The 16,502-nt window shown below is 60.6% G+C and carries 12 protein-coding genes; all 12 read left to right on the forward strand.

Translation table 11 applies throughout. The features are described 5' to 3' along the window. The first annotated feature begins 114 nt into the window (after positions 1 to 114). On the forward strand, positions 115 to 894 hold the full coding sequence (yaaA, locus tag C1X29_RS07075; protein WP_064382456.1) for a peroxide stress protein YaaA: 780 nt from the start codon (positions 115 to 117) through the stop codon (positions 892 to 894). An 811-nt stretch (positions 895 to 1,705) separates the two neighbouring features. Then, on the forward strand, positions 1,706 to 3,022 hold the full coding sequence (locus C1X29_RS07080; RefSeq protein ID WP_011332560.1) for a nucleotide sugar dehydrogenase: 1,317 nt from the start codon (positions 1,706 to 1,708) through the stop codon (positions 3,020 to 3,022). 83 nt (positions 3,023 to 3,105) lie between these two features. Beyond that, positions 3,106 to 4,587 (forward strand): mannuronan synthase, encoded by a 1,482-nt coding sequence (gene alg8 / locus C1X29_RS07085; RefSeq protein ID WP_163974069.1) that lies wholly within the window; start codon positions 3,106 to 3,108, stop codon positions 4,585 to 4,587. Between the two features lie 35 nt (positions 4,588 to 4,622). Then, entirely contained in the window at positions 4,623 to 5,792 is a 1,170-nt protein-coding gene (locus tag C1X29_RS07090) for an alginate biosynthesis protein Alg44 (RefSeq protein ID WP_102717124.1), read from the forward strand. Between the two features lie 9 nt (positions 5,793 to 5,801). After that, complete coding sequence (algK, locus tag C1X29_RS07095; protein WP_102717125.1) at positions 5,802 to 7,208, forward strand: alginate biosynthesis TPR repeat lipoprotein AlgK; 1,407 nt, start codon at positions 5,802 to 5,804, stop codon at positions 7,206 to 7,208. Next, on the forward strand, positions 7,205 to 8,692 hold the full coding sequence (locus C1X29_RS07100; protein ID WP_102717126.1) for an alginate export family protein: 1,488 nt from the start codon (positions 7,205 to 7,207) through the stop codon (positions 8,690 to 8,692). The genes algK and C1X29_RS07100 overlap by 4 nt, the downstream gene beginning before the upstream one ends. Before the next feature lie 26 nt (positions 8,693 to 8,718). Then, positions 8,719 to 10,290 (forward strand): mannuronan 5-epimerase AlgG, encoded by a 1,572-nt coding sequence (algG, locus tag C1X29_RS07105; protein WP_102717171.1) that lies wholly within the window; start codon positions 8,719 to 8,721, stop codon positions 10,288 to 10,290. 10 nt (positions 10,291 to 10,300) lie between these two features. Continuing rightward, on the forward strand, positions 10,301 to 11,752 hold the full coding sequence (locus tag C1X29_RS07110; RefSeq protein ID WP_102717127.1) for an alginate O-acetyltransferase: 1,452 nt from the start codon (positions 10,301 to 10,303) through the stop codon (positions 11,750 to 11,752). 8 nt (positions 11,753 to 11,760) lie between these two features. Beyond that, positions 11,761 to 12,885 (forward strand): mannuronate-specific alginate lyase, encoded by a 1,125-nt coding sequence (locus C1X29_RS07115; protein WP_102717128.1) that lies wholly within the window; start codon positions 11,761 to 11,763, stop codon positions 12,883 to 12,885. Positions 12,886 to 13,015: 130 nt separating this feature from the next. Then, positions 13,016 to 14,581: an MBOAT family protein gene (locus tag C1X29_RS07120; RefSeq protein WP_102717129.1), complete on the forward strand. Its 1,566-nt coding sequence runs from the start codon at positions 13,016 to 13,018 to the stop codon at positions 14,579 to 14,581. Positions 14,582 to 14,591: 10 nt separating this feature from the next. Next, positions 14,592 to 15,764 carry an alginate O-acetyltransferase gene (locus tag C1X29_RS07125; protein WP_085746987.1) on the forward strand — a complete coding sequence of 391 codons (1,173 nt, stop codon included), beginning with the start codon at positions 14,592 to 14,594 and terminating at the stop codon, positions 15,762 to 15,764. Between the two features lie 15 nt (positions 15,765 to 15,779). Continuing rightward, positions 15,780 to 16,436 (forward strand): alginate O-acetyltransferase AlgF, encoded by a 657-nt coding sequence (locus tag C1X29_RS07130; protein WP_085608134.1) that lies wholly within the window; start codon positions 15,780 to 15,782, stop codon positions 16,434 to 16,436. The last annotated feature ends 66 nt before the right edge of the window (positions 16,437 to 16,502 follow it).

Raw genomic sequence — 16,502 nt, forward strand, 5'->3', positions numbered from 1 at the left:
CGCCGCACTATAGCCGATCCGGCTCGTAAACCGCCGATCACCTATGGACGCGATAGCTGGAGTCATCCGCCCCAACCCCCTAGAATCGCCCCCACGATTAAAGGAGACGACTTCATGCTGATGGTGATTTCCCCCGCCAAGACCCTCGATTACGAAACACCGCCGGCGACCCAGCGCTTCACCCAGCCGCAATACCTCGACCATTCCCAGGAACTGATCCAGCAACTGCGCGAGCTGAGCCCGGCGCAGATCAGCGAACTGATGCACGTGTCCGACAAGATCGGCGGCCTTAACGCCGCGCGTTTCGGCAGCTGGACACCGGCGTTCACCCCGGAAAACGCCAAACAGGCACTGCTGGCCTTCAAGGGCGACGTCTACACCGGGCTTGATGCCCAGTCGTTCAGCGAAGCCGACTTCGATTACGCGCAACAGCACCTGCGCATGCTCTCCGGCCTTTACGGCCTGCTGCGGCCGCTCGACCTGATGCAGCCGTATCGCCTGGAAATGGGCACCAAACTGGCCAACGCCCGTGGCAAGGACTTGTACGCCTTCTGGGGCACGCGCATCAGCGAATGGCTGAATGAAGCGCTGGCCGACCAGGGCGACGACGTGCTGCTGAACCTGGCGTCCAACGAATACTTCTCGGCGGTCAAACGCACAGCCTTGAATGCGCGGATCATCAACACCGAATTCAAGGACCTGAAAAACGGCCAGTACAAGATCATCAGCTTCTACGCCAAGAAAGCCCGGGGCCTGATGAGCCGCTTCGTGATCCAGGAAAAAATCAACGATCCGGCCCTGCTCAAGCAGTTCGATGTGCAGGGTTATCGCTACAGCGCCGAGCAATCGAAACCGGATAATCTGGTGTTTCTACGCGATCACGCCCCCGAATAAAGCATGCCTAATGCACGACTCTTTATATGAAGAGTCGTGCAGCTCGCACGATGTCAAAAAACCCCCGCCACATTTCGCCATTTTACTGGCGCCAGAAAAACATCCCTGTCTTTTCTAAGATTAGTTTCACTCGACACTGATCATTTTTTTCAGTAGTGGCACCTAAATTTTTTCACCGTAGTGGCACAAAACTATCTAACGTGATTTTTCGCCTGTTATTAAAGGTCGAAAACGAAACTGCTATCAAATTGATACTGGTGCCATCTCTGACAATATTTCAAGAAATTTCAGATTTCGCGATGAGCGGACAGGAACTTCGTCCGAATGCATAGCTCATACCACCGGTAACGATTCTCGCCGAGTTTGTACGAGATAACTTACGCGGAGCAGATAGCCATGTAACCAAGTTGTCACAGCAACTTGCCTAGATGACTAACTAGTCTCAAAGCAGACGATGGACAGGAGATACGCACCATTAATATCCCCTACAAAGGCCATGGCCGCGCCCTTATAAACGTGCTCACCTGAGCACCCAACCGCTTGATTTACGGGACTTTCATCCTGACATCGAGCGCGCAAGACGATTGCACAAGAGTCTTCTCCAAAGAAGATCGGCTGCATAACAGGGCACGTCATAACAACAAGGCCTGGTTGCGCACATCTTGAGTGCACTTATTTAGACACTCGGAACTTAAGTATGCCTGCACACGGCATTGTGGCGCCTGTATGCCGCACTTTCGAGTGCACTAATGAACGCTGAACACCATTAACTCCGGCCCTCTAAGGCCTGATATATACAGAGGTAATTGCGATGCGCATCAGCATATTTGGTTTGGGTTACGTTGGCGCAGTATGTGCCGGTTGCCTGTCTGCTCGGGGCCACGACGTAGTGGGCGTCGATGTTGCCAAAGACAAGATCGACATGATCAACGCTGGCAAATCTCCCATTGTCGAACCGGGCCTGGGCGAGTTGCTGGCACAAGGTATTCAGACCGGTCGTCTGCGCGGCACGACCAACTTCGCCGAAGCGATTCGCGACACCGACCTGTCGATGATCTGCGTCGGTACGCCGAGCAAAAAGAACGGCGACCTGGAACTGAACTACATCGAAGCGGTATGCCGCGAGATCGGTTTTGTCCTGCGTGAAAAGTCCACCCGCCACACCATCGTGGTGCGCAGCACCGTATTGCCGGGCACCGTGGCAAACGTTGTCATCCCGATCCTCGAAGACTGCTCCGGCAAGAAAGCCGGCGTTGATTTCGGTGTCGCCGTGAACCCTGAGTTCCTGCGTGAATCCACCGCGATCGCCGACTACGACCTGCCACCGATGACCGTCATCGGCGAGTTCGACAAGGCGTCGGGTGACGTTCTGCAATCGCTGTACGAAGAACTCGACGCACCGATCATCCGCAAGGACATCGCCGTTGCCGAGATGATCAAGTACACCTGCAACGTCTGGCACGCCACCAAAGTGACCTTCGCCAACGAGATCGGCAACATCGCCAAAGCCGTGGGCGTCGATGGCCGCGAAGTGATGGACGTGGTCTGCCAGGACAAGACCCTCAACCTGTCCCAGTACTACATGCGCCCGGGCTTCGCCTTCGGCGGTTCGTGCCTGCCGAAAGATGTGCGCGCCCTGACCTACCGCGCCGGTTCCCTGGACGTCGAAGCGCCGCTGCTCAACTCGCTGATGCGCAGCAACGAATCGCAAGTGCAGAACGCCTTCGACATCGTTGAAAGCCACGACAAACGCAAAGTCGCCCTGCTCGGCCTGAGCTTCAAGGCCGGCACCGACGACCTGCGCGAAAGTCCGCTGGTGGAACTGGCCGAGATGCTGATCGGCAAGGGCTACGACCTGAGCATCTACGACAGCAACGTCCAGTACGCCCGTGTCCACGGCGCAAACAAGGACTACATCGAGTCGAAGATCCCGCACGTATCGTCCCTGCTCAATTCGGACTTCGATTCGGTGATCGACAACTCCGACGTGATCATCCTCGGCAACCGCGACGAGAAGTTCCGCGCCCTCGCCGAAGAAGCGCCGCAGGGCAAGCAGGTGATCGACCTGGTGGGCTTCATGTCCAAGGCCACCAGCGCCGGTAGCCGTACCGAAGGGATCTGCTGGTAACGCAGCAGCAAGCCTCGAGCTTCAGGCCGCACGCCGTGAATCGGCGGGCGGCTTGAAGCCCCCATCACCTTCGGATGACGGTCATGTCCAAGCTCAAACATTTTTTTCTGCAATCCGCCGGCTGGCTTTTGTTTCTGAGCCTGCTGATGGGCCTGGCCCTGATGCTGCCCACGTCCACATTCGACTCCGAGTCGAAGGACTTCATTTTCCTGATTGGCGCCGTAGGTATCTGGCGCTACTCGATGGGTGCCACGCACTTTGTGCGCGGCATGATTTTTCTCTACATCGTCTACCCGCACCTGCGCCGCAAGGTTCGCAAGCTGGGTAAGGCGGCGGACCCGTCCCATGTGTTTCTGATGGTCACCAGTTTTCGCATCGACGCGTTGACCACCGCGCAGGTTTACAGCTCGGTGATCCGCGAAGCCATCGACTGCGAACTGCCAACCACCGTGGTCTGCTCCATCGTCGAAATGTCCGATGAGCTGCTGGTCAAGGCACTGTGGGCGCGGATGAATCCGCCAGACCGCGTGAAACTCGACTTCGTACGCATTCCCGGCACCGGCAAACGCGATGGCCTGGCCTATGGTTTCCGCGCGATCTCCCGTCACCTGCCGGACGACCGCGCCGTGGTGGCCGTGATCGATGGCGACACCGTGCTCGGCGAAGGCGTAGTGCGCAAAACCGTGCCGTGGTTCCAGATGTTCGGCAACGTCGGCGGCCTGACCACCAACGAGTTCTGCGAAGTGCGCGGCGGCTACATCATGAGCGAATGGCACAAGCTGCGTTTCGCCCAGCGCCACATCAACATGTGCTCGATGGCCCTGTCCAAGCGTGTGCTGACCATGACCGGCCGCATGTCGGTGTTCCGCGCCACCGTGGTCACCAATCCGGAATTCATCGCCGACGTCGAAAGCGACTCGCTGCAACACTGGCGCCTGGGCCGATTCAAGTTCTTGACCGGCGACGACAAGTCGAGCTGGTTCAGCCTGATGCGCCTGGGCTACGACACCTTCTACGTGCCGGATGCCGCGATCAATACCGTTGAACACCCGCCGGAAAAGAGCTTCATCAAGGCCAGCCGCAAACTGATGTTCCGCTGGTACGGCAACAACCTGCGGCAGAACTCCCGGGCGCTGGGCCTGGGTGTGAAACGCCTCGGCGCCTTCACCTCGGTGGTGCTGTTCGACCAGCGCGTATCGATGTGGACATCCTTGCTCGGCCTGACCGTGGCAATCATCGCCAGCTTCAAGTACGGCACCGCGTTCATCCTGGTTTACCTGCTGTGGATCGGCATCACCCGTCTGATTCTGACGCTGCTGCTGTCCTGCTCCGGCCACCGGATCGGCCCGGCTTACCCGGCAATTCTCTATTACAACCAGATCGTCGGTGCGCTGGTGAAGATCTACGTGTTCTTCCGCCTCGACCAACAATCCTGGACTCGCCAACCCACTTCCCTGACCCGTGATCTCGCCAGCTTTCAACGTTGGTTCAACACCTGGTCGTCTCGGACCATGACCTTCTCCGCCGGCAGCATTTTCGTCGCCGTGCTGCTGATGATGGTCTGACCTGCCCCTATTGAATTAACAAGGAAATCGCCCCCATGAATACCGCCGTCAACGCCAACGTAGTGCATGAATCCGAAGCCCAGCGCCAGCACGCCCGTGTGAAAATCCCGGCCAAGCTGCGTTTCTTCGGCCCCGACCGGACTCCGGTTGAAGCGCGGGTCCTCGACCTGTCCGCCGGTGGTCTGGCGTTCAACGCCGGACAACTGCCGCTGACCGTCGGCGAGGTGTACAAGGCGCGTCTGCAGTTCGTCATCGACAACCTCGGCCTGGCCATGGACGTTGAACTGCAAGTGCGCTCCTTCGACCGCCAGACGGGTCGTGCTGGCTGCCAGTTCCAGAACCTTGAACCGCAGGACATTTCGACCCTGCGTCACCTGATCACTTCGCACCTGGCCGGCGACATCGTCAGCATCGGTGAAGTGCTGGCAACCCTGCAGCGCGACAACTTCACCAAGGCGCGCAAGGTCAAGGACGGCGACTCCGGCATGACCCCGTTCGGTCGCCTGAAAGCCGTGACCTTCAGCGCCGGTATCTTCGCGGTCGGCCTGGTGGCGGCGGGTTTCATTTTCAAATCGGTGTACAGCATGTACTTCGTCAGCCATGCGCAGGCCGGTCTGGTCAGCGTGCCGGGGATGAACATCACCATGCCGCGCGACGGCACCGTGCAAAGCCTGGTGAAGTCCGACGGCGTCGCCGCAAAAGGCGCACCGCTGGCGACGTTCAGCACCAGCATGCTCGACGTACTCAAGGGCCATCTGGAAGAAGATCAACTGTCGCCAGCCAAGGTTGAAGAACTGTTCGGCAAGCAGATGACCGGCACCCTGACCTCCCCTTGCGATTGCACCGTAGCCCAGCAACTGGTGGCCGACGGTCAGTACGCGAGCAAGGGCGACGTGATCTTCCAGCTGGTGCCGCGCAACACCCAGGCCACCGTCGATGCGCGCTTCTCCTATCGCCAGTTCGGCGACGTGCGTCCGGGCACCCCGGTGAGTTTCCAGATCGCCGGCGAAGACAAGACCCGCACCGGCAAGATCGTCAGCAGCACTAGCCTGAAAAGCGCTGACCTGTCCTCCGACATCCGTGTGCAAATCCAGCCTGACGAGCCGCTGGACAGCCGCTTTGCTGGCCGCCCGGTGGAAGTCAACAGCGACCGTGGTCCGAACCTGAACTGGCTGATCGACAAAGCCATGGCTGCCGGTCTTTAAGTCGAGGACATGCCCGTGACGAGCCCTATCAGAATCCTGCCGGTCCCGCTGACCCTGGCCATGGCAATCGCCCTGGCCGGTTGCGCCGGCCTGCCCGACCAGCGTCTGGCCAACGAAGCGCTCAAGCGCGGTGACACCGCGACCGCCGCGCAGAACTACCGTGCGCTGGCCGACCTGGGTTACAGCGAAGCCCAGGTGGGCCTCGCCGATATTCAGGTCGACAGCCGCGACCCGGAACAGATGAAACAGGCCGAAGCCACCTACCGCGCCGCCGCCAGTGTTTCGCCGCGTGCCCAGGCCCGACTCGGCCGCTTGCTGGTGGCCAAGCCTGGCTCCACCGAAGCCGAACATCAGGAAGCCGAAAGCCTGCTGAAGAAAGCCGCCGCCAGTGGCGAAGGCAACACGCTGATCCCGCTCGCGATGCTGTACCTGCAATTCCCGCACAGCTTCCCGAACATCAACGCCCAGCAGCAGATCGATCAATGGCGCAAATCCGGTTACCCGGAAGCCGGTCTCGCCCAGGTGCTGCTGTATCGCACCCAGGGCACTTACGACCAGCATCTGGATGACGTGGAAAAAATCTGCAAGGCCGCGCTCAACACCACCGACATCTGCTACGTCGAGCTGGCCACGGTCTATCAGAAACGTGGCGCGCCGGAGCAACAGGCCGAACTGATCAAACAACTGCAGGCCGGTTACAGCCGCGGCACCGTCAGTGCTCAACGGGTGGATTCCGTGGCCCGTGTGCTGGCCGATTCGACCCTGGGCAAGACCGACGAAAAAACCGCGCAGTCGCTGCTTGAGCCGATCGCTCCGGGTTATCCGGCCTCGTGGGTCACCCTCGCGCAGCTGCTGTATGACTTCCCGGAACTGGGCGACATCGACCAGATGATGAAGTACCTGGACAACGGCCGCGCCGCCGACCAGCCGCGCGCCGAACTGCTGCTGGGCAAGCTCTACTACGAAGGCAAACTGGTCCCGGCCGACGCGAAAGTCGCCGAGGAACATTTCCAGAAAGCCGTTGGCCGCGAAGTCGCCGCCGATTACTACCTCGGCCAGATCTACCGCCGTGGCTACCTGGGCAAGGTCTATCCGCAGAAGGCCCTCGACCATCTGCTGACCGCTGCGCGCAACGGCCAGAACAGCGCCGACTTCGCCATCGCCCAGCTGTTTTCCCAAGGCAAGGGCACCAAGCCCGACCCAGTCAACGCCTACGTGTTCAGCCAGTTGGCCAAAGCGCAAAACACCCCGCAAGCCGATGAGCTGGCGACCACCCTCGCCGCCCAACTGCCGCCCGAGCGCCTGGCCGAAGCCCAGCGCCTGCTGCAACAGGAACAGGCGACCCGTGGCGCCCTGAACCAGAACACGCTGCAACTGCACGCCCTGCAAGAAGAAGACGGCGAGGAAAAACCATGAAATTGAATCCCTTTGTGAAGGCCGGCATTGGCCTCACGTTCGCGCTGATCTGGTCTTGCCCGACCCTGGCCGCGATGACTGAATCGAAGAACTTCGGCCTCGAAGTGAAAATCACCGGCCAGTCCGAAGACGACCGCGACCTTGGCACCGCCAGCGGCGGCGACGTCAACGGCCTCGGCCTCGACCTGCGTCCGTGGGTCTACGGCGAAAGCGGCGCGTGGAGCGCCTATGCCATGGGCCAGGCCGTGACCTCGACCGACATCATCGAGACCGACACCCTGCAGCAGTCCGACAGCGAAGGCACCCAGACCACCGACAACGGCGACCGCAAGACCAAGAAAAACTACCTGGCGATGCGCGAGTTCTGGGTCGGCTACAGCGGCCTGACGCCCTACCCCGGCGAGATCCTCAAGTTCGGTCGCCAGCGTCTGCGCAACGACGACGGCCAGTGGCGCGACACCAACATCGAAGCGCTGAACTGGACCTTCGACACCACCCTGTTGCGGGCCAACGCCGGTGTCGCCGAACGCTTCAGCGAATACCGCACCGACTTGAAAGAGCTGGCGCCGAAAGACAAGGATCGCCTGCACGCCTACGCCGATGCTGCTTACCAATGGACGCCGGGCAACTGGGTCGGCATTCGCGGCCACCACACCCATGACGACGGCAAGCTCGACTATCCGGAGCCAGGCGTGGCCGGCGATTCGCTGGACAAGAAAGAAAACGGCGACATCAGCTGGCTCGGCCTGACCGCCGACAGCGACGCCTACAACTGGCGCAACACCAACACCGTCAACTACTGGGGCAGCATCACCGGCATGAGCGGCGACCGCGACACGGTCAACGCCCTCAACGCCGATGGCACGCGCCCGGCGCAAGCCAAGCGCAGTGACAACGTCGACGGCTGGGCGACCGACATCGGTGTGCGTCTGCGCCTCGATCCGCAATGGCAGGTCGGTGCGGCGTACGCCCGTGCCAGCGCCGATTACGAACAGAACGGCCTGGAAAGTAACCGCTCGAACTACACCGGTACTCGCTCGCGGGTTCACCGTTTCGGCGAGGCCTTCCGTGGCGAAATGAACAACATGCAGACCGCCACCCTGTTCGGTTCGTGGATGCTCAACGACCAGTACGACGCCAGCCTGATCTACCACAAGTTCTGGCGCGTGGACGGCAACAAGCCGGTGGGCAGCAACGGCATCAACGCCGTGGAAAACAACACCGACGACGTCACCGGCGCGATCCTCTCCAGCACCTCGCTGCCACTGCAGGACGGCAACAAGGATCTGGGCCAGGAAATGGATCTGGTGGTCACCAAGTACTTCAAGCAAGGCTTGCTGCCGGCAGCGCTGAGCCAGTCGATCGACGAGCCGTCGGCGCTGGTACGTTTCCGTGGCGGTGTGTTCAAGCCGGGTGATGCCTACGGCAGCCAAGTTGATTCGTACATGCACCGCGCGTTCATCGACGTGATCTGGCGCTTCTGATGCTGACCGCCAAGGGAGTGCCCGACATGAACAGTGCCCGCAAAGGCTCAATCAGCCTGCTGGCCGGCGCGATGCTGCTGGCCTCGGCCGGCGCCTTCGCCAGTGTGGAACCAGCCAAGCCGGTGACCACTGCCAAGGAGCTGCAACAGGCCAAGACCTACACCGTCAGCAGCGCGCCGACCGAAGCGCTGGAACTGGCCAAGCCGAAATTGCCCGACCTCTCCGGCTACACCGCCGAAGCCGCCGCCGCGAAAATCGTGCGCAGCAAACCGGGCAAGATCAGTGTGCGCCGGATGATGCAGGAAGACGCCCTGAAGGACTTCATCGGCGGCGACAACAAGATGGCCGAATGGGTGGTGCGTCAGCACGGCATCCCGCAGGCGATCTTCGTCGACGACGGCTACATGAACCTGAAAGAGCTGGCGCAGAAGCTGCCGAAGCAGTACTTCAGCGAAACCTCGCCGGGCGTGTATCTGGCGAAGTTGCCGATCGTGGTCGGCCGCAAAGGCATCCTCGAAATCGACGGCCAGACCCAGGAATTGCGCCTGTCCCAGGAGGCCGGTTCGTTCCTGGTCAACGACGGTCAGCTGTTCGTGCGTGACACCAAGGTCACCGGCTGGCGCGAGAAGGAAAACGGCCCGGCGACCTTCCGTTCGCCGAAGGAGTTCCGTCCGTTCCTGCTGGCCTGGGGCGGCACCGAGACCTACATCGTCAACAGCAAGATGGCCAGCTTCGGCTACGCCAACAGTAAGTCCTACGGCGTGAGTATTTCCCAGTACACGCCGAACATGGCCAAGGTGCTCAAGCGTCCCGAGCCGACTGGCTGGATCGTCGGCTCCGAGTTCTCGGACATGTGGTACGGCTTCTACTGCTACGAGACCCGCGACTTCGTGGTCAAGGGCAACACCTACAAGGACAACATCGTCTACGGCATCGACCCGCACGACCGCTCCCACGGTCTGATCATTGCCGAGAACACGGTGTACGGCACGAAGAAGAAGCACGGGATCATCATTTCCCGCGAGGTCAACGACAGCTTCATCTTCAACAACAAAAGCTACGACAACCACCTCTCGGGCCTGGTGATCGACCGTAACAGCGTCAACAACATCATTGCCTACAACGAGATCTACAAGAACCACACCGACGGCATCACCCTCTACGAGTCCGCCGACAACCTGCTGTGGGGCAACAAGGTCATCAGCAACAAGCGCCACGGCATCCGCATTCGTAACAGCGTGAACATCCGCCTCTACGAAAACGTCGCCATGGCCAACGGCCTGACCGGCGTCTACGGGCACATCAAGGACCTGACCGACACCGACCGTGACATCAAGCTCGACCCGTTCGACGCCCAGGTCTCGCTGATCGTGGTCGGCGGTGAACTGGCGGCCAATGGCAGCGGCCCACTGTCGATCGATTCGCCGTTGAGTGTCGAGCTGTATCGCGTGTCGATGCTGGCGCCGACCAAATCCAGCGGCATCAGCTTCAACGGCATCCTCGGCGAGCGCCAGGATGAAATTCTCGACCTGCTGGTGCGCCAGCAGAAAGCCGTGCTGATCGACCCTGTCGAACGCCAGACCGAATTGCAGGACTGAGGATAATTTTATGCACCCACACCTGATCAAATTACTCAGCCTGTCGGCCCTGACCGTGGGCATTCTGGCGGCCAGCAACGGCGCCCGCGCAGATGAAGTCCAGCCGCCGAAATTCACGGCCGAGCCTTGCTGCAGCCTGTGCCCGGCCGCCCACGACGCGAAGAACTACACCACTCGCTACCAGCAGAACTTCACCACTCTGGTGCAGGCGCAGGGCGACTGGTTGTTCCGGACCCAGGAAGACCTGCGCACCGAGTTCAACACCACCCCGGCCGGCTACAAACGCCTGCAACAGCTGCACGATGCGTTCAAGGCCAAAGGCGTCGAACTGGTGATCGTCTACCAGCCGACCCGAGGTCTGGTGAACCGCAACAAGCTCAACCCGGCAGAAAAAGCCGCGTTCGATTACGAGAAAGCGCTGGGCAACTACAAGACCATGCTCGGCCGTTTCGCCAAGATGGGCTACGTGGTGCCAGACCTGTCGCCGCTGACCAACGAATCGCTGCCGGACACCCTGCCCGCCCACGATTTCTACTTCCGTGGCGACCAGCACTGGACGCCATACGGTGCGCAGCGCACGGCGAAAATCGTCGCCGAAAAGGTCAAGCAGATTCCGGCCTTCGCCGACATTCCCAAGCGTGAGTTCGAAACCAAACGCTCCGGGCGCATGGGCAAGACCGGCACCCTGCACAACATGGCCGGGCAACTGTGCGGCACCAGTTACGCGATCCAGTACATGGACCAGTTCACCACCGAGCCAAAAGGCGAAGCGGGCGACGGCGACCTGTTCGGTGATTCCGGCAATCCGCAGATCACCCTCGTGGGTACGTCGCACAGCGGCAAGAACTACAACTTCGCCGGCTTCCTTGAAGAAGCCATCGGCGCCGACATTCTCAACGTCGCCTTCCCCGGCGGCGGTCTGGAAGGTTCGATGTTGCAGTACCTGGGCAGCGACGAATTCCAGAAGACGCCGCCGAAAATCCTTATCTGGGAATTCTCGCCGCTGTACCGCCTCGACCAGGAAACCATCTATCGCCAGATGATGTCCCTGCTCGACAACGGCTGCGAAGGCAAAGAGGCGCAAATGTCCGCCAGCACCACGCTCAAGCCGGGCGGCAAACAAGAACTGCTGGTCAACAGCAAGAACCTGAACCTGCAGAACAGCAGCCATCAGGTCGACATCCGCTTCGCCGACACCTCGGTGAAAACCCTGCAAGCCACCCTCTGGTACATGAACGGTCGCCACGAGGACGTCAAGATCGAGAAACCGGAAACCTCCGACACCGACGGTCGTTTCGCCTTTGAGTTGCGCACGGACGAAGACTGGGCCTCGCAAAACCTGCTGGCGGTCGAAGTCCAGGGCCCGGAAGCGGGCACCGCGCCACAGAAAGTCGAAGCGAAAATCTGCAAACGCAACGTATTCCCGGGCGCTGGGCAACAAACCGCTCAGGTCGGGCAATGAGGTCTGCTATGCGAAATCCGAAACTGAAAACTCTTTTGGCGCCGACACTGCTCGGGCTGGCGATCTTCGCCGGCACCGCGCAGGCCGCCGCGCCGCTGCGTCCTCCTCAGGGCTACTTTGCGCCTGTGGATAAATTCAAGACCGGCGACAAGAGCGAAGGCTGCGATGCAATGCCGGCGCCCTACACCGGGCCACTGCAATTTCGCAGCAAATACGAAGGCTCGGACAAGGCCCGCGCGACGCTGAACGTGCAGTCGGAAAAAGCCTTTCGCGACACCACCAAAGACATCACCACCCTGGAGCGCGGCACCGCCAAACGGGTGATGCAGTTCATGCGCGACGGTCGTCCGGAACAGCTCGATTGCACGCTGAATTGGTTGACTGCCTGGGCCAAGGCCGATGCGTTGATGTCGAAGGATTTCAACCACACCGGCAAGTCGATGCGCAAATGGGCGCTGGGCAGCATGGCCTCTTCGTACATTCGCCTGAAGTTCTCCGACTCCCATCCGCTGGCCCAGCACCAGCAGGAAGCCCAGGTGATCGAAGCCTGGTTCAGCAAAATGGCCGATCAGGTGGTCAGCGACTGGGACAACCTGCCGCTGGAAAAAACCAACAACCACTCGTACTGGGCCGCGTGGTCGGTGATGGCGACGTCGGTCGCGACCAACCGCCGCGACCTGTTCGATTGGGCAGTCAAGGAATACAAGGTCGGCGTCAATCAAGTCGATGCCGACGGTTTCCTGCCGAACGAACTCAAGCGCCAGCAACGCGCCCTCGCCTATCACAACTACGCCCTGCCGCCGCTGGCGATGATCGCCAGTTTCGCCCAGGTCAACGGTGTGGATCTGCGTCAGGAAAACAACGGCGCGCTGAAACGTCTGGGTGACCGGGTGCTGGCCGGGGTGAAAGACCCGGATCAGTTCGAGAAGAAGAACGGCAAAGAGCAGGACATGACCGACCTGAAACAGGACATGAAATTCGCCTGGCTTGAGCCGTTCTGCACCCTCTACACCTGTTCGCCGGATGTGATCGAGAAGAAGCACGGCATGCAGCCGTTCAAGACCTTCCGACTGGGTGGCGACCTGACCAAGGTCTACGACCCTTCGCACGAGAAAGGTAACAAGGGCAGTTAGTCGCTGATCGGCTGATCGTTCCCACGCAGAGCGTGGGAACGATCGCAGGACTGTTTCACCCCTCCAACACCACGGGGGGTTTGGGGGGGCTTTGGCCCTTGACTGTTGGTTCAAACATGGAGAGATCGGGATGGTATTTTCATCCAACGTGTTCCTGTTTCTGTTCTTGCCGATCTTTCTCGGCTTGTACTACCTGAGCGGGCAACGCTATCGCAACCTGCTGCTGCTGATCGCCAGCTACGTGTTCTACGCGTGGTGGCGGGTGGACTTCCTGGCGCTGTTCGCCGGCGTCACCCTGTGGAACTACTGGATCGGCCTGAAAGTCGGCGCCGCCGGCGTGCGCACCAAACCGGCCCAGCGCTGGCTGTTGCTCGGTGTGGCGGTGGACCTGTGCATCCTCGGCTACTTCAAGTACGCCAACTTCGGCGTCGACAGCATCAACGCGATCATGACCTCGATGGGGCTTGAGCCGTTCATCCTCACCCACGTACTGTTGCCGATCGGTATCTCGTTCTACATCTTCGAGTCGATCAGCTACATCATCGACGTCTACCGCGGCGACACTCCGGCCACCCGCAACCTGATCGACTTTGCAGCGTTCGTGGCGATCTTCCCGCACCTGATCGCCGGCCCCGTGCTGCGTTTCCGTGACCTGGCCGATCAGTTCAACAACCGCACCCACACCCTCGACAAGTTCTCCGAGGGCTGCACGCGGTTCATGCAGGGTTTCATCAAGAAGGTGTTCATCGCCGACACCCTCGCCGTGGTGGCCGACCATTGCTTCGCCCTGCAAAACCCGACCACGGGCGATGCCTGGCTCGGCGCGCTGGCCTACACCGCACAGCTGTATTTCGACTTCTCCGGTTACAGCGACATGGCCATCGGCCTGGGCCTGATGATGGGTTTCCGCTTCATGGAAAACTTCAAGCAGCCGTACATCAGCCAGTCGATCACCGAGTTCTGGCGCCGCTGGCACATCAGCCTGTCGACCTGGCTGCGCGACTACCTCTACATCACCCTCGGCGGCAACCGTAAAGGCACGCTGATGACCTATCGCAACCTGTTTCTGACCATGCTGCTCGGTGGTCTGTGGCACGGCGCGAACATCACCTACATCGTCTGGGGTGCATGGCACGGCATGTGGCTGGCGATCGAAAAAGCGCTGGGCCTGAACACTTCGCCGCGCAGCCTCAATCCGATTCGCTGGGCGCTGACCTTCCTGCTGGTGGTCATGGGCTGGGTGATCTTCCGTGCCGAAAACCTGCACGTTGCCGGCCGCATGTACGGCGCGATGTTCAGCTTCGGCGACTGGTCGCTGTCGGAACTCAATCAGGCCAGCCTCACCGGTCTGCAAGTCGCGACCCTGGTTGTGGCTTACGTGACTCTGGCGTTTTTCGGCCTGCGCGATCTGTACACCAATCAGCCGCCTGCCAAGAGCAAACCTGAGGTCAACGTCGAGGCCAATGGCCCGGCCACAGCGACTCCGGGAATGATCAAGGCAGCCCCGGGCGAAAACCCGGCGAGCATCCACGAGCCTGGCTACACCGTCGGCGTCGAAGCCCAGGTGCAACCGGCCTACTGGACCGCGGACTGGTCGCGCTACGTAATGCGCGGGCTGATCCTGCTGCTGTTCATCGCCTCGATTCTCAAACTCTCGGCGCAAAGCTTCTCGCCGTTCCTTTACTTCCAGTTCTGAGGGATCTGACATGACCCGCTCATTACGCATTTTCTACATCGCGCTGTTTCTGGTGACCCTGCTGGTGCTCGGTCTGTGGTCGGTGCGCAGCTTCTTCGGCTTCAGCACCAACGCCGATGCGACGGTGCTCAACGGTCGCTGGACCAAAGCCGTGGAAACCCACTACGACGACGAATTCCCGATCAAGCGTCTGGGCACCAACCTCTGGGCCGCGCTGGATTTCAAACTGTTCAACGAAGGTCGTCCGGGCGTGGTGCTCGGCCGCGATCAGTGGTTGTACAGCGATGAGGAATTCAACCCGATCGTCAACGAAGAGCTGAACCTGCAAGGCAACTATGCGCTGGTCGAAGGTGTGCGCCAGACCCTGAAAGAGAAAGGCGTAAAACTGGTGATGGCGATCGTGCCGGCCAAGGCTCGCCTGTACCCGGAACACCTGGGTGAAGTGAAACCGGCAAGCATCCACGCCAACCTTTATCAGGACTTCCACGCCCGTGTCGCGGCGGACAAGATCCTCGCCCCCGACCTGCTCGGCCCGCTGCAAGCGGCCAAGCAGAACGGTCAGCAAGTGTTCCTGCGCACTGACACCCACTGGACCCCGGAAGGCGCGGAAATCGCCGCCAACACCCTGGCCAGGACCATCGCCGACAAGTTCCCGCTCAGCGGCGAGCCGCAGCGTTTCGTCACCACCCCGGCGGAGAAGGTCACACACAAGGGCGACCTGCGTCTGTTCCTGCCGCTGGATCCGCTGTTCGAAAACCTGATGCCGGCCAAGGAACCGCTGCAAAAGCGCAACACCGTGGCCGTCGAGCAACCTGCCGGGGACGACGCCCTGTTCGCCAACAGCGAAGTGCCGGTGGCCCTGATCGGCACCAGCTACAGCGCAAACCCGAACTGGAACTTCGTCGGTGCGCTCAAGCAAGCGCTGCACAGCGACGTGGTCAATTACGCCGAAGATGGCCACGGCCCGATCCTGCCGATGCTCAGCTACCTGAAAAGCGATGACTTCAAGAACAGCCCGCCACAGGTGCTGATCTGGGAGTTTCCTGAACGATATCTGCCTGTGAACAACGAAATCGGCGACGCCGACCCGCAGTGGGTCGCAGAGCTCAAACAAGCCGGCGCGCGCCAACAAAACGTAGCCATCAACACTAAATCCGAGACGCCCGATCGGGCGCAAAACTGAAAGAGAGGTAACACCATGACTTTCACTACAACTCCTCGTCGTCTCGCCAAACGCTTCGCTCTGGTTGCGGGTCTGAGCGTGCTGTCGGTCCAGGCCTTCGCCGGTGGCGACGCTGCGCTGTACGGCCCGACTGCACCGAAAGGCTCGACCTTCGTGCGCGTCTACAACGCCAGCAACGCTGAAGTCAGCGCCACCGTCGGCAGCACCAATCTGAGCGACGTCGCGCCGCTGGCCAGCAGCGACTTCAGCTTCATGCCGGGCGGCGACTACAGCGCCAAGGTCGGCAGCCAGACCCTGCCGGTGAAACTCGCCGGTGACCATTACTACACCCTGGTCAACAACGCTTCCGGCGCGCCGCAACTGATCGAAGAACCACCGTTCAAGAACAAGCAGAAATCCCTGGTGCGCGTGCAGAACCTCAGCGACAAACCGCTGACCCTGAAGACCGCCGACGGCAAGACCGACGTGGTGCCGAACGTGGCCGCCAAGGGCCGTGGCGAGCGTGAAATCAACCCGGTGAAAGTCAGCCTGGCGCTGTACGAAGGTGACAAGAAAGTCGGCGACGTGAAACCGGTCGCCCTGGAGCGCGGTGAAGCAGCCGTGCTGTACGTCACCGGCAACGGCAGCAACCTGTCGCCAGTCTGGGTGAAACGCCCGGTGTCGACTCGCTAATCGCTCGAGCTATCAGCTACAAGCCTCAAGCTGCAAGTGAAGTGCTTCTAACTCGCCGCTTGCAGC

It is taken from the genome of Pseudomonas sp. GW456-12-10-14-LB2, from assembly GCF_002884345.1.
Classification (GTDB): domain Bacteria; phylum Pseudomonadota; class Gammaproteobacteria; order Pseudomonadales; family Pseudomonadaceae; genus Aquipseudomonas; species Aquipseudomonas paraglycinae.